Origin of the sequence: Nocardiopsis ansamitocini (genome assembly GCF_030268225.1) — a bacterium.
Taxonomy (GTDB): Bacteria; Actinomycetota; Actinomycetes; order Streptosporangiales; family Streptosporangiaceae; genus Nocardiopsis_D; species Nocardiopsis_D ansamitocini.
This window is the reverse complement of record NZ_BSQG01000001.1, coordinates 1,445,090-1,460,105: the sequence shown is the minus strand read 5'-3', so window position 1 is coordinate 1,460,105 and position 15,016 is coordinate 1,445,090. Positions and strand designations below refer to the sequence as shown.

Below are 15,016 nucleotides of genomic sequence, written 5' to 3'. Positions count from 1 at the left end.
GAGTGAGGAGCCGAATGTCCAGTAGGACATGGCGATGGCCCAGGCGATTTCGATGGCGAGTTGGATGAGTTGGCCGATGATCATCCATTTGGCGTACTCGACCTGGTTCGCGGCGTTGCGTGCGTATTCTTGGATGTCTTTGGCGAGTTCGGCGGCTTTTCCGACGTAGTCGCGTTCGCCTGCGGTGAATTGGTTGATGGATTGTTCGAAGTATTCGGTTGATTTGCTGTCGAAGGTTTGGGTGACTTTTCGTTTGAGGACGAGTACGAGTTCGGGGAGTTCGGTTTCGAGGATGTATTGGGTGGTGGAGTAGACGTCGCCGAGTGCGCGGAGTTTGTCTTCGTCGGCGTCGGGCCATTTGGTGCCGGTCAGTCCGTAGAAGAGGTTGACCAGCTCGTCAGGCAACTCCATACCCATGACAGCGCCTAAGCCTTGGGGAGGGGGTATGGGAGCGACGCGTCTACCGGCCGGAGAACTCCGTGGCTTTCGCGCAATCGGAGTGAAAAGCGTATTGCTGAATGGCGGGTGTCCCGGCGGCTGGCGGCGGAGTGCTGGCGCACGGCGGACGTCCCCGTTTCGGCACGAATGGAACCTGTCGATGCGTTCGTGTCGAATTTAGAACATCTATTCTTTTGGCGGCCATTTTCCGCTGTTTTGTCGTCGACTGTTCAGACAGTGGTTGTCCGTTGTGGGCCTCTTCTTTCCTGGCCGCTCGTTCGGCTGACGTTGGGTGCTCAGGCCGCTACGTTCGGTAGTTCCCGGTGCTTCCGTGGACGAAAGGCCGGTCCGCAGGCACAAGCGCTCGCCTGCGGACCCGTCCACGCCACACGGTTCACCTGGTCGGGCGTCGCTCAGGAGTGCACTGCCAGCCGGGGCCTGGGGCCGATCGCGCTCCACAGCTGTTCGACGGGCTCCGGGTCCCCCAGGATCTCGATCTCGCCGCAGGCCGCCAGTTCGTCGATGCTTCGATCCCCGAAGGCCAGCGAGCCCAGCCCCCGTTGGTCGGTGGCGATCCCCGCGCTCCACTCGGGCGGTGTGCCGGTCTGGATTCGCAGTACCTTGTTGCGCAACCGCATCCCGAACCGCTCCCCGGTGTCGAGGACGTCCACCCCGATGGTCACGGTGACGTCCTCGGCGGCTTCGGGGACGACACGGAACCGCAGCCCGTTCAGAACGTCCGCGGCGCTCAACGCATCGGCCCGTTCCACCAGGTCGCGCACGGCCGCCAGATCGACTTCCCCGCCAGCCTCCAACGCGGCGCCGTGGTACCAGCCGCCCATCAGGGGGTTGGGGCACGCGTCTCCCAACGCGTGCAGTGCCCGGCACAGAGCCGCACGGGCCTCCTTGTCGGACGTACCGGAATCCAACGCCATGCGCGCCAACTCCGCAGACCATTGCGGATCCTCGGCGGTCAGCGCCTCGTCCGCCGCTTGCAACACGCGCTCCGCACCGCCCATCAGTTCGACGGTGTTCCTGGACCGCTTCCTGCGTGGCGTGGGTTTGAGGTCCACCGCGTTACCGGAGAACCAGCCCAGGTAACTGGCGAAGTAACCGGCTGCCGTCCCCTTGAAGTTGGCCTGGAGCGGATGGCAGAACATCGACGGCGGTTCGGGGACGTCCACCAGGTCGAACAGTTCGTCGGGGCTCGCGCCGGCCAGGATGTGGCGCACCGACTGGTCGTGGCTGTAGTCGATGGCGTCGAGGTAGGCGTCGAACTGCTCGCGGATCATGACCGCGCCCCGGGCCGGCGCGAAACGTGTGCCGACCAGGTGCTCGATGTCCATGCTCTGCAGGGAGTGGATCATCGTGCGCCATTCCCGGGTGGTCTGTTCCGGCGGTCCCTGTACACCGATCAGGTTGTCGAGGCCGGCGCACATGTCCGTGGACAGGACCGCCAGCCGGCTCTCGGCCAGGTACAGGCCGATTCCGCCCGCCTGGTCCTTGGTCGCGAAGAAGCGGATGCGCATCCCCGCCAGTTTGAGCTCCTGGCCGGGGCGCACGGTGACGGTCGGCTGCACGAGGGAGCCGCTGAACTCGCCGCGCAGGGTGCGGCTGAGTTCGGAGCCGCGGGTGGCGGTCTCCCGCAGGGAGGTCCCGTACTGCATGGCCGCGCGCAGCGCCAGTACCGGGGCCACCGCCCGCGCGTGCGTCGGAGTGGCCTCGTCCCATCCGCTGGGCGCGATGACCAGGACGTTGCTGGTCGGCAGTTCCGCCATCACCCCGTTGGTGCCCGAGCACTGGTCCTCGTGGCGCTCGCCGTAGATGATCGCCTTGACCGGCTTGCCGATCTCCTCGGCGACCGCCCGCGCGATCGATCGCCCCTGCCGGTGGCTTTCCCCGGTGCCGTAGAGCACCACGCCACTGGGCCCCTCCAACACGACGCACTTGAGCATCGGACCGTCGCCGATGCGCAGCATCCGGGCGGGGGTGTCGGCCACCGGTGCCATGCTCGGTTTCTCGCCGTCGTGCGGCGCCGTGGTCTCAAGGGCGCTGCGCACGGGCTCCGGGTAGGACAAGGGATAAGACAAGATTGCTCCCTGGCATTTTTCTGGTACCGCACGTCTCATTCGGTTCGACCCAACGGCTCTCCGGTTTGCCGGCGGCGGCCATGAACCATGACGGCCTGCGAAATCGTACGTGACTTACCATGCTGCGCGCTCAATGGTCACACGTGGCTCAAGTGCGGACAATGAATTTATAAATGGTTTGTCTGATCCGGTGCGGTTCCTTGTCGAATGTGGGGTTTCCGTATTCATTGATTGTTCTATTGAATTCGGAACAGCTGTCTTTTTGTGGCGGATCGGCCGTTGCGGCGCACCGGTGCCGGGGACGCGCCGCGGTTGCTTCCGAGGCGGGGCCACGGTTGCTCGGGCCCACTCGCGTGTCGGCCGGAAACAGCGGACAAGAGCACGGCGGCCGCCCTCGGCATCACTGGCGACAGCGGCGGCGGTGATCACCCGAGTCCTGCTCTGATGGCCGTCAGCAGTGCGCGCGACGCGGGGACGGACAGGGCCGCGCCTCGCAGGTCCTCGAACAGGCGCGTGTAATGGCTCACACTGTCCGGGTGGTCCACCGGTCCGCCGGAGAGCCGTGTCTCCAGATACAGGACTTCGCCGCGATCGGGGATGGTGAAGATCTTGAACCCCTCCGACAGCGCCGGATGCTGTTCGGTGTCCATGGGGATGATCTGGAGCACCACGTTGGATCGCGCGGACAGCCCTAGCAGGTGGTCCAGTTGACGGGCCATGACCGCACGGCCGCCGATGGGGCGCCGCAGCGCGTTCTCGTCCAGGACCAGGAGGTAACGCGTGCCCGGTTCGGTGAACAGGATGCTCTGGCGGTCCATCCGGACCCTCAGTTGCTCCGCGAGTTCCCTCTTCTGTCGGTCGGGGTACTCGGCGCGCAGGGTGACCAGGGCGTAGTCCTCGATCTGCGCCAGCCCGGCGACGGTCGAGAGCTGGTACTCCCGAATCTCCGAGGCGGCCTGCTCCAGCGTCAGCGAGCTGAGGGTCCAGCGCTGGGCCGCGGGCTGGGAGTGCAGCGCACCCCATAGCCGCAACAGCCGGCCATTGGTTATGAGCACGTCATCGATTCGCGCCAGGTGTTCCTTCTTAACGCCTTTCCTGCCCCGCTCGATATCGCTCATCATGGCCTGGGAGAGCGGGATCTCCCGGGCGAGCTGGGACTGGGTGAATCCGGCCAGCAGTCTGGCGCGCCGAACTTCGAGGCCGAGCTTCCGCTGGTTGGCGCGGGAAAGGATAGCCATAAAATCGCCTTTTGGTTGTAGGAGATCGCCTTTTCGGGGTTACAAAAAAGCCGCTCTGCTAATCGGCTTTTTCTATGGCGTAATCCTAAATGGGATTGGCAGTATCGAGGCGGAAAGAATTCTTGGTGGGGGTCGGGGTGGTCACGTTCGAGTGGTTCGTCGCCGCGATATCGGAGCCGTCCCGGCGGGGCGCTGCGGCCTTCGGCGCCGAAGCCCTTGCGAACACCGGTGCAGCGAATCCCGACCCGACACCCCGTCCTGCTTCCGCCCCCGAACCGTCGGTCCCGGGGGCGGCCCTACCACCGGCCCGGCATGGAGAACCGAAAAAGTGCTCGCCCAGTTCATCGGACTCGCCATCGTCCTGCCCGCTCTGCTGTGGCTCCTGGCCGCCGACACCGTCGAGCCAGGTCGGCCCGCACGCGCGCCGCAGCCGTCCAGACCGTCAGATACGGACCGCCCCGGGCCACGGCCGGGAGGCCGCGCCGCCGTTGCGGTTCCGGTGGCCGGGGCCGTCCCGAACGGTTCGGCGGCGGCTCTGCGAGCGCAGATCTACGCCTACACCGATTTCTCCAGTGGGCCCCGCCCCGGCCGGTGCTGGCGGCTCAGCTATACCGACACCCCGCAGCCGTTCACCCCCGAGCAGCGCCGCGCCCTGCCGGCAGCGGCCGGTGCGGGCCTCGACCGCTCAGCCGCAATTCCCGTTGCCGTCGGTTCGTGGCCCGACACCCCGGGGCCGATCGCCCGCCCGTTCCTGGTCACGGCCGGCGAAGAGGCGGCCTGACCCATGGCAGTTTTCTCAGCCCCTGTTCGAGCGCCTCGGTCTTTTGCCGGTCGCACGCAGGGTGTGGCCGGTATGGGGCAGTGGAGATTGGCCGTTTCGCCCGAGGGGTATTACGCATGTCGAAATCTTGACGTCAAGGGAAAAGGTTTCGGGGTGGAAGAAGACGAGAACGCCACCGACCCGGAGCCGTGCGGACAGAACACCAACACCGCGACCGGGAATTCCTTCGAGACGCTGGTCCAGGCGGGTACGGTCCACGGCGGCGTGCACTTTCACGCGGTCCCCGCAGGCGGATCCGGCTGGCTCCCCCCGCACCAACTACCCCTGGCGCCCCGCAGGTTCACCGACCGCTCCAGCGAACTCGACCAGTTGGTCGGTCGTCTCGCCGAGCGGACGGGCACCACCACCATCGTCGTCCTCGTCGGACCGGGCGGGATCGGCAAGACCTCCCTGGCCGTCCGCTTCCTGGACCGGGTGAGCGCCAGCCACCCCGACGGCGAACTGTACGCGGACCTCGCCCTCACCGAGGACCCCTCGCCCGTCCTCGACGGATTCCTGCGCGCCCTCGACGTCCCCCCTGACCGCATCCCCGTAGAGTTCGGGCAGCGCGCCGCGGACTTCCGCTCCCGTACCCGGTCCCGCAGCCTCGCCATCCTCGTCGAGAACGCCTCGTCGGCGGCCCAGGTCCGCGCGCTGCTGCCCGGTGAGGGGGCGCACCTCGTGGTCGTGGCCACCCGGTACAACCTCACCGGCCTTGCCGTGGACGGTGCGCACGTCCTGGACGTCCGCCCCCTCGACACCGAACACGCCGTCGAACTCCTGCGCGCCATGGCGGGCGGCACCTGGTCGCCCTCCGACGAGATGTTCGCGGCCGAGATCGCCGCCCTGTGCGGGAACCTCCCATTGGCGTTGGCAGCCGCCGCCGGGCACCTGCACCGCCGGAGATCCCCGGGCAGGGTCGCCCGCGAACTCGCCGACGAGCAGCGCCGCCTCTCCCACCTCAGCGTCCAGGAGGACCTGTCCGTGCGTAGCATCCTCGACACCTCCTACCGTGGCCTCCCCGAGCGGAGCGCACGCACCCTGCGCCTCCTCGGGCTGCACCCGGGCCCCGACTTCGACGTTCCGGCCGTAGCCGCCCTCATCGACACCGACCATTACACCGCCCAGGACGAGGTCGACCTCCTCGCCGGGGCGAGCCTGCTCCAGGAGGCCCCCGGCACCGACCGCTTCCGCCTCCACGACCTCGTCCGCCTCTTCGCCCGCGAGAAGACCGCCGCCGACCCCACCGAACGCGACGCCGCCCTGGACCGGATGTTCGCCCACTACCTGCACGCGGCTGCCGCTGCCGACCTGGCCCTGAACCCGGAGCGGTGGCACGTCGGTCCGGTCTACCGAGAATCCAGCCGCCTTTTCGCCGACTACCCCTACGATCACGCCTCCGCTCTCGATTGGTTCGACGCCGAGCTGTCCAACCTGGCCGCGATCATCCGATCCGCCCATGCCGGTGGTCGGCACTCGACCACCTGGCAGCTCTGCGAGACCCTGTGGGCTTTCTGCACACTGCGCAGGCCTTACGGAGTCTGGATCGAGACCCATGAAAGAGGTCTTGTGTCCGCTCAGGCTGCGGGGGACGCGCTCGGGGAGGCCCGAATGTATGGAGCCCTCACCGCCGCGCACGCCGGTCGGTACGAGTTCGCCGAAGCGGAGGACTACGCCCTCCGCGCTCTTGGCCTCTGGGAGGCCAACGCCCATGCACTCGGGACTGCTGCGGCCTGCGAACAACTTTCCACCATCCGACTCGTTCAAGGAGAGCCTCACCAAGCAGTCGAACTCTTGAAACGCGCCGAAGCGATTCAGACGGACAAGGGCAGCCCCTACGGAGTCGCCCTCATCCACCGCTACCTTGCCGAGGCACATGCGCGAACCGGTGACCACGAGACATCCTTGCGTCTCTTCGCGCGGTCCCTCGCCTATTTCCAGGACAGCGGCGACAATCCCTATCAGCACAGCCGGACCCTCAGCCGAATGGCGACCATACTGCTGGAAGTCGATCGGCCCGAGGCCGCCGACAGCGCTGCCCGGTCGGCATTGACCCAGGCTGTGCGAGCCGGCGCTGAGCAGCAACGAGCAGAAGCCCTTACGCTTCGCGGGCGCAGCGCCCTTGCGATGGGGGACGAGAGCCGGGCACGCGGCTACCTCGCAGAGGCGCTGGAACTGCTGGTCCGGCTTCTCGCACCCCAACGCGATGAGGTGCAGCGGCTAATCGAAAGCCTTGGACCTGAGCCGAGCCCGCCGCAGGACCGCCGACGTCAGTGAGAGGGAATCCATTCCCGCCACCTTTTCCCCGGCCACCAGTTGTTCATGGACCAAGAGTGCGGCGGACAGATGAAGTGCGCTGGGAAGCACAAGAAGAATCTCGCCTCCCGATCTCACCACAACACGGCACGTTCGCCCGAGGGAGAAGACCAGCAGCAGGCATCCGGGGTAGAGGGCGAAAAGCTCGTCGTGCACCGCGTGGGTCCGGATCAGGACCACGTCTGCGGAATTGAGCTCGCGGACGGTCGATTCATCCAGGACCGCCGTGCTGGTCAAAGGGTTCACGAGGGAATGCCTTCCTCTTCGGTGAGCGGGGGCAAGGGAACCGGCAGTGGGACGGCGGACGTGCGGGGAGCGGATCGCGGCTCCGGAAAATCCATCAACTCGTACATCGCCGAGCGCAGCAGGCGGATCGACTCTCCGGGGGCGGACGTCACCAGGGCCGAGAGCCGAGTGGGGAGGGAAGACGTCTTTTTCGTCAACGCGTTCACGACCTGTTCGCGGAGCGGAATATCGTCGCGCAGAGCGGGGGAGTGGTCGGCCAGCAGTTCGGGAGCAGAGCCGGGGAGGACGCGATCGCGGGGAAACGTTGCGGAGAGCACCCGTCTGCCTATCGCGCCGGCATAGACAGGAACAGATCCGTGGTCGGCGACGACCAGATCGGCGGCTATGACTGCACCGCGCCACCCCTCCTCAGAAGGGATGAGAAGCAGTCCGTCGCGTTGGGCGTCGGAGTGCCACGCGGTCAACTGACGTCTTCCATGCCAGGCGACGGCCCCGGAGTGTGTCACCAGCGCGATTCGGTAGCGATCGTGGGGCAGGTTCGCCAACAGCTGCGCGGGCAGGTCCGGACGGGACCCCAGAAGCGACGATCGTCGCAGGGTGGAGGACACGACGATCAGGCGCTGTCCTTCCGCCACGTCCAGAGCCCGACGGTATGCGACCCGGTGGGGCCGGCTTGCCACCAGCCGGTCCAGACAGGGGTCACCGACGACCCGGCAGAGTGGCCCGGCCTCAGGTACTTCGCGCTCGATGATCGCGCGGTGACGTTCGTGGGCGATCCCGATCAGCGAGGGGATCACTCTGCCTCCACTGGTGAGGTCGGCCCGGGTCGTCCCGTACACCGACGGCTCTACCAGCGGCCCAACGCCGCTGGGGCGTTCCTGGAGTTTTCCCGGACCATGCCCGTGCCCCACGACGAGGACCGGTGCGTGCAGCCGCTCCAATCCGCCTTTGCTTGCCGCCACCGCGAGGTCGAAGCGGAAAGCTTGTGCCTCGTTCCAAGGGATCGTGCGGGCACCGAGCCCGGCCAGGAGATCGCTGCCCGATTGCGCATATGCCGAGACAGGGGGGACGGTCCAGACGACCTGAACCCGATGGTCTTTTTCCACCGAGCCGATGAAGTCCAGAAGCCTGGTGCCTGCCGTTTGGTGGTGGACGACGGCCAGCACCAGACGCTGTGTGGGAAACGTGGACTGCGTATGCGCGTCCAGGGTGTTGTGAGGGCCGTTCTGCCATGAGGTTTCCACTGGTTGTCTCCTGGGTGTGAGATGCCCTTGGCCCGGTCCGCAGTGTCATCGCTTGGGGCCGGTGCCCGGTGTCCTGCCCTGTGGTCTGCCGTAGTCAAGGGCGGCAGGGAACACCCGAAGTGGAGTCGAAGGGAGACCGTGCCGGCAGGGAAGCCGTGGAGGCGTTTCTTACCAGTCGCGGCAGAGGTGCCTGCGCGACCACAGCGGGCCCGGGCGGCTCCGGGAGCGACATCAGGCGGTAGGCGGCCGCGCGGAGCAGCCCTGCGGACGCTCCGGGGGCGGACGTGAGTGCGGCAGCGTACCTGCCTGCCAGACAGGGGTCGTGGTTCTCGATCGCGGAGTCGATCTGCCTCTCCAACGCGACCTCCGTCCGAAGCCGTGGCGCGTTGTCGGCGACCAGGGTCGGCAGCGACCCCGGCATCAGTTCGTCGTCGGGAAAGGCTCCCAGGACCACCGGGCACCCCACAGACGCTCCGTAGACGGTCACGCTGCTGTGGTCGGCGATCATGACGTCGGCGGCGATCAGCGCCGCGTGCCAGCCCTGTTCGGCCGGCAGCAGCCCAAGGCCCGCGCGGCGGGCCGGGGCCAGCCATGCCAGGGTCTGCCGGTCGCCGTGAAATCCGCCGATCGCCGGGTGTTGAAGGGCGATCACCCGGTAGCGGTCACCGGGGAGTTCGGCGACCACCCTGCGGGGAAGCTCCGGATCGGTTCCGTACAGGCTGCGCCGCCCCCACGTGCTGGACACGACCACGAGCCGCCTGCCCGTACCCGCGCCGAGCGCGAGCCGGTAGTCATCGCGGCGTTCGAGGCTCGCCTGAAGCCGGTCGAAGACGGGGTCGCCGACGATGCGGGTCACGGCGGCGGCATCGGGAACCGCCTGGGCGATCAGTGCTCTCGAACGCTCGTGGGCCACCCCGATCAGGGCGGGAACGACACGTCCGGCGCTGGTGAGGGTGGAAGGGGTGGCTCCGTACAGCTCCCGCGGGGCATCGGGCCCGCGGTCGGCCCCGCCGATGCGTCGAACCATCTTGGCCGGACCGTGGCCGTGGTCGAGGGCGATGACGGGGGCGTTGACCTGTTCCAGTGAGCCGAGAGCCGCTGCGATCGCCACGTCGAACCTGGTCGCCTTGGCGATCGCCCAGGGGACGGTGCGCGCGCCGATCCGCCAGAGGAAGTCCAGGGCGGCCCGTGTCGATGCGCCTCCGGAAGGCACGGTCCACACGGTCTGCACGCGGTGGTCCTCCTCGATGATCGGTGCCACGTCGAGCAGCCGGGTGATCGCGGTCGGGTGGTGTGCCACGAAGAGCACTACACGCTCGGTCGGGAAGGTAGCGCGCAAGTCCAGAGTGGGGCCGTACGGGCCGGGGTCCCAGTTCTCCATCGAGTCCTCCAACGCTTCGCGGGGTTCGATACGAGGTTCGGCGAAGGCACATGCCAGGAGGCTTGCGTATGGCTTGGACCGGCTTGCAAGCCGCTTCGTGCCGGGTGCGCGCAATGCGCGTCCTGCTCAGGCGTCTGCTGGAACCCGGCGGTTGCCTGAGCAGGACGATGACCCGATGGAGGAGCCCGTATAGGTACTCGCCGCGTCTCTCAAGGAGCGGGTCCGGGCGCGCTCGATCAAAGACCTCGACGGATCGGAGGCGAACTCGTCGTCGGCCCCGGTCGCGATAAAATCGCGCTGGAGATGGGTGAGCACGGACAGCGTCGCGGACATGGCGCGGTCGCGGTGGAGGTGCCGATGCCGGACGGCTTGCCGAGAACTGGTTACCCGGCCCACCGATTCAGAGGGCGGGCTTCAGACGCCGACTGGATTCTCGCCCGGCACGGCTGCGGTGTCCGTCAGAGGAAAACGCCCGGGATCAAAAAAGGCCGCTCTTCAGGTCACGGAGGAAGGATATCCATGCCGTGAGCGGGTACTCGATGTGTCCGAGTCCGCGGTTCTGGGTGTCGCGCACCAAGACGGTTTCTCCCTCGGCTACCTCGGCACAGCTTCCGTTGGCCGTGCTGTAGCTGCTCTTGTGCCACTTCCGGTCACGCTGCATAGTCATCGAGTTTTTCCTTGACCTTCCTGATCAAATCTCGGCTCCCGCGAGTCGAAAACGCTGGTGAACACACTCACCGAACTTTCCGGTGTGCGCTGTCCCGAGCAGGTGGACGTCAAGCACGCGCAACAACGCTGGTCCGCCGTCCCCGACAACCCGGACCTGTTCGCAGGCGAGCACACGCTGCATACTGACCACTCTCACCCTCTCCGGTCGCTTTTGTCCGCCGTGGCCGACCTCAGGCGCCTTCCGCAAGCTCCGACGCCCGTGCTTGAACGACGGTAAGCGGAGGCGTGGACGAGGAGGCGGAGCCAGCGCCTTGATCATGGATGAGAGGCGACCGCATTCGCCTGTATCGCCTCTATTCGCCCTCTCTTTCGTTGGCTGAGCAGGGTATTCGTGTTCAATACCCGAAATATTCGTGGTTGGTGAGCGATGTGGGATCGCGCTCCGGCTATGGTGAACGATGGTGGATTTGCTCAAATGGGAAGGCTTTTTCAAGAAAAATTGCAGGTCAAGGTGATTGAGTGGCTGCTGGGTCCGGATGGGTTGCTGTGATTTTTGGTGATGATGGAGTTTCTAGGGAAAAAACTCGCTGATGGGGGTAAGATTTCAAAAATCACCCACCGGAAGGTCTTAAAATTATCCTGCCCATGTGGCAGTATTGGCCTCGGATGCTTCTGGTGCTTCTTGTGATAAAAATTGAAAAGGCTCACAATTTCTGTGAGCCCAGTCTATTTGAAATTACAGATTTCCCTTTTTGCGCCAGACCGTTCCGCTTCCCCCGAAGTCAGCGGGTGTATTTCCGATTTGATGCAGGGGTGAAAAAAAATCCATTTCGTTCCTTACTCGTATTAAGGACCGGAGTGGTAGGGGGCGTGGTGGTTGCCGTCACCGCGTCCCCGCTCCTAGTGTACAGCCGTTCGATGTGTAAACCGGCGGCAAGCGGATAATACCAGCTAAGGCTTCACCGGGCGCGAAAAGCCGTCAAATAGGAATCTTCTCTTCGCTATTTCGGCTTTTGGGGTGTTTTGTCACCGCTGGGATTTATGCTAGTGGCGCTGTAGGCTCAGTGAATCCTTGAGGAGGCGAAGTGTCCGTGCCTCCGGGAAGTTCAGCCCTTCACAGATCCTTGTTCCTTCTTCGATCAGGGATCGGGCCCGTTGCGTCTCGTCCCGTCCGATGAGAAAAAGACAGAACTCCAGCAGCACTTCGGCTTTGCCGGTCGGAGTCTCGGCGCTCCTGATCAGGTCCAACGCAGCTGTGAAGTATTCCTCTGCCTGCTCCGGCTCGGACAGCGCGGCGTAGGCTTTGCCGAAACCGCTGAGTATCCGCGCCTCCGCCTCGGGGTTGTTCGAGGGAGGGTTGATCCGTTGACAGGTGGTGAAGCCAGCCAGGGCTCTCTCGGCCTCGCCGGATTCCACCAGGGAATGAGCGATCCTGGTCAAGAAACGGATTTCCGAGCGGCGGTCGCCCGTAGCCCGGTGGATGGACACGGCGGTCTCACAGGAGCGGATCGCCCGTGTGTGCTCGCCGCGCTCCGCGTGCATGACCCCGATGTTCCCGTGCAGGGTTCCTTCTATTTGGCGGTCACCCAGCCGTTGAAACAACTCCAGCGACTCGGCCGCCAGTTGGATCGCCTCCCGATGGCGTCCAAGCGTCTTGAAACAGCTGGACAGGCTCACCTTTATGCCCGCGATCCCCTGGACGTCGTCCATCGCGTGGTAGAGGTCCAACGACTGGTTCAACTTTTCGACTGCGGACTCCGTACGCCCGGCCTCGTAGTGGAGGTTGCCGATGTGGTCGAGGCACGTGGCGTAACCCGTCTGCTCGTCGGAGGCCCGGTAAAGCCCCAGTGCGCGCTGGAGGTAGACCTGGGCTATCGCGAGTTTGTCCTGCCGCGCGTAGGCCATCCCGATCGTGTCCAGCGCCAGCGCCAGCCCGCTGCTGTCCGCCGTCCGTTCCCATATCGCCAGGCTCTGCTCGATCCGGGCCAGCGCCGCCGGGTGATCACCGGTCTGCATCAGGTTGCGGCCGAGGTCGATCAGGGCGTACGCCTTGTTCTCGGAGTGTGCGCGCTGCGTCCACACCTCCACCGCGCGCTCCTGGACGCGCACGGCCGTCCCCCAAGGGCCGTAGTTGTACAGGTAACCGGCCAGCAGGTGGCTGAGCCGCGCGCCGTACTCCGCCAGGTCCGGCTGCGCGTACGCCCAGTCGATGACGGCGAGCAGGGTCGAACGCGTCGAGGTCAGCCACGCGGCCGCCGCGGGGGAGTCGGTGAAGACCGGGAGAGTGGGGGAGCCCGAGGGTTCCGTCGGCATCCGCTTGCGGTCGGGGGACAGCCGACGATCCGCCGCCTCGCAGGCCCCCAGGTAGTAGTCGAGCACCCGGACACAAGCCGCCCGGGCCTGTTCTCCGTGGAGCGAAAGCCGGCCGCTCCGTTTCGCGAACGCCGTGATCAGCCCGTGCATCCGGTAGAGGCCGGGCTGGGTCTCGTGGATCAGGTGCAGGTCCACGAGTTCCTCGATCGCCTCCTCGCAGGAGTACTCGTCCGTCCCCGCGAGCGCGGCGGCGGCGGAAAGGCTGAACTCGCTCTCCGGGTGCAACCCGAACCGCAGGAAGGCGTCGCAGGTGGTGGGGGACAGGTCCTTGACGGCGAGCGTCAGCACCGCCCCCAGTTTCCGGTCCAGGTCGGGGAGACCGTGTACGTGGGTGGCGTTCTCCCGCAACCGTCGGCACAGACGCGGAAGAGTCCAGGTGGAGTGCGTGCGCAGCCAGTTACCGGTGAGGCGCAGCACCAGAGGGAGCCGGTGGCACAGTTCCACCACCTCGGCCAGGTCGGCGTCCGCATACCCAGGGTCGTGCCCCACCGTTTTCAGGAACAGGGCCTTGGCGTCCTCGGTGGACAGGGAGTCGAGGCTGACCTGCCGGGCGCCGTCCAGACCGGTCAGCCGGCTGCGGCTGGTGACGACCACCATGCAGCGCGGCGAACTGGGCAGGAGGGGGATGACCTGCTCGGCGGTGGCGGCATCGTCCAGGACGAGCAGGCCGCGCATGTCCGCCGTGCGGTCCCGCCACAGCGCGATGCGCTGCTCCAGAGTCGATGGCAGATGCTGAGCGGGGGAGCCGAGCATACTCAGCAGCTCTTGCAGGGCCTCCATCGGCTCCAGCCTCGGCGTGTCCTGGTAGCCGCGCAGGTGGAGATACATCTGCCGGTCCGGGAACCACCCCTTGATCCGGTGGGCGGCCCGCACCGCCAGAGCGGTCTTGCCCACCCCCGGCATACCGGTCACCACGTGGATGCCCCGGCGCCCCGTGGCGGCGCTGACCAGGGCCGAGATCTCGTTGGTCCGGTCGGTGAAGTCCGCGACGTAGGGCGGCAGGCTGTTGCGTGGCGCCTCGGGCACGGGCGGGGCGGGAGACGGCTCGGGCCGCGGGGCGGGTACGCCCGTGCCGGCCGGGAGCCCGGCCCCCGCTGTCCTCGGCGGTCGGTACGGATCGCCCCGCAGGATCGACTCGTACCTGCGCACCAGGTACGACGCGGGAGTGGTGCCCTGCTCCTCGCGCAACCGATGGCTGTGCGCGAAGAAGGCGGCGAGGGCCTCGGAGTTGCGGCCCGCCGCCTGGTAGGCCGCCATCAGACAGTCCAGCAGCGGCTCGTCGCCGGGAGACTCCGCGAGGAAACCGGTGAGGGCGTCGCTGTGGTCCTCGTCGGGACGGGCGTGCAGGGCCGTCTCCGCCCATGCGCTCCGCACCGACTGCAACGCCACGCGCATCGTCTCGCGCTGCCCCTGCGCCCATCGGCCCTGGACACCGGTGAGGGCTTCGCCGTCCCACAGCTCCAGCGCCTCGTCCAGTACGCCCAGCGCCACCCCGTATTCGCCCGCCGTCCGTAGATGGGTGGCCCTGGACTGCAGTTCCTTGAACCGGAACCAGTCGATGGACTCCGGGACGATCGGCAACCGGTAGACGCCGTTGTCCTGCGGGATCGGGTTCGGGCCGATCCCGAGCGGGTCCAGCTTCTTGCGAATACGGGAGATGTTGGCCTGGAGAGTGGTCCGGGCCGGCGGTTCGCCGTCCCACACCTGGTCGATCAGCACATCGGCGGTGACGCCCCGCCTGCTCCCCGCTGCCAGGCCCAGCGCCGCGACGATCGCGAGTTCCTTGCCGGCGCCCAGCTCGACGCGCCGCCCCCCGACGTGCATCCGTACCGCCCCGAGTACCCGCAGTTCCACCGGCCACTCCCGTATTCATGATGGAGAACAATTCTTGCACCGGGCTCGCGGATAAGGCCAGATTCGTAATCGGTTTCCAGAATGCGCCGACAAAGACAACGGTGAAGAATTCTTTGACCTGCGTGTATGTCGTTCCATTGGCAGCTTCCGGCCACCGTTTTCCGGATATTGCACTCCGGGGATTTCCTGATCGTGTGACGGATGGGATTGCATGTGCAAACGGTATGTACTTTCGCACGTGCAATTAGGTGAAATTTCCGTTTCCGGGAATCAGTGATCGCATTCCTTCGCGCACCGCTCGGCCCGCGTGCGAAGCCGGCGGTCGAGGCGTGGCCGAACCGCCCGTT

9 protein-coding genes are annotated in these 15,016 nt (G+C 66.4%); 2 read left to right on the top strand and 7 right to left on the bottom strand.

All coding sequences use genetic code 11. From position 1 onward, the window contains the following. From QSJ59_RS06515 to QSJ59_RS06505, 3 genes are all read right to left on the bottom strand, one after another. Positions 1–447: WXG100-like domain-containing protein (locus QSJ59_RS06515; RefSeq protein ID WP_490247818.1), on the bottom strand; the 447-nt coding region annotated here is incomplete at its 3' end. 404 nt (positions 448–851) lie between these two features. Continuing rightward, positions 852–2,528 carry an alkyl sulfatase dimerization domain-containing protein gene (locus QSJ59_RS06510; RefSeq protein ID WP_285757811.1) on the bottom strand — a complete coding sequence of 559 codons (1,677 nt, stop codon included), beginning with the start codon at positions 2,526–2,528 and terminating at the stop codon, positions 852–854. Between the two features lie 425 nt (positions 2,529–2,953). Further along, the gene (locus tag QSJ59_RS06505) at positions 2,954–3,766 is read right to left on the bottom strand and encodes a helix-turn-helix domain-containing protein (protein ID WP_285757810.1); all 813 of its coding nucleotides are present in this window, start codon (positions 3,764–3,766) and stop codon (positions 2,954–2,956) included. Positions 3,767–4,094: 328 nt separating this feature from the next. On the opposite strand from QSJ59_RS06505, the gene QSJ59_RS06500 reads away from it, so the two are divergent. Both QSJ59_RS06500 and QSJ59_RS06495 read left to right on the top strand, forming a co-directional pair. Further along, entirely contained in the window at positions 4,095–4,547 is a 453-nt protein-coding gene (locus QSJ59_RS06500) for a hypothetical protein (protein ID WP_285757808.1), read from the top strand. A 153-nt stretch (positions 4,548–4,700) separates the two neighbouring features. Next, positions 4,701–6,863 carry a hypothetical protein gene (locus QSJ59_RS06495; protein WP_285757806.1) on the top strand — a complete coding sequence of 721 codons (2,163 nt, stop codon included), beginning with the start codon at positions 4,701–4,703 and terminating at the stop codon, positions 6,861–6,863. A 281-nt stretch (positions 6,864–7,144) separates the two neighbouring features. On the opposite strand, the gene QSJ59_RS06490 is transcribed toward QSJ59_RS06495, so the two are convergent. The 4 genes from QSJ59_RS06490 to QSJ59_RS06475 form a co-directional block, all read right to left on the bottom strand. Next, positions 7,145–8,392 (bottom strand): hypothetical protein, encoded by a 1,248-nt coding sequence (locus QSJ59_RS06490; protein WP_285757805.1) that lies wholly within the window; start codon positions 8,390–8,392, stop codon positions 7,145–7,147. A gap of 94 nt (positions 8,393–8,486) precedes the next feature. Further along, positions 8,487–9,773, bottom strand: a complete 1,287-nt coding sequence (locus QSJ59_RS06485) for a hypothetical protein (RefSeq protein ID WP_285757803.1) — start codon at positions 9,771–9,773, stop codon at positions 8,487–8,489. A 478-nt stretch (positions 9,774–10,251) separates the two neighbouring features. Continuing rightward, positions 10,252–10,440: a DUF397 domain-containing protein gene (locus QSJ59_RS06480; protein WP_285757801.1), complete on the bottom strand. Its 189-nt coding sequence runs from the start codon at positions 10,438–10,440 to the stop codon at positions 10,252–10,254. A 1,046-nt stretch (positions 10,441–11,486) separates the two neighbouring features. Next, on the bottom strand, positions 11,487–14,669 hold the full coding sequence (locus QSJ59_RS06475; RefSeq protein ID WP_285757799.1) for an AfsR/SARP family transcriptional regulator: 3,183 nt from the start codon (positions 14,667–14,669) through the stop codon (positions 11,487–11,489). Positions 14,670–15,016 lie beyond the last annotated feature (347 nt).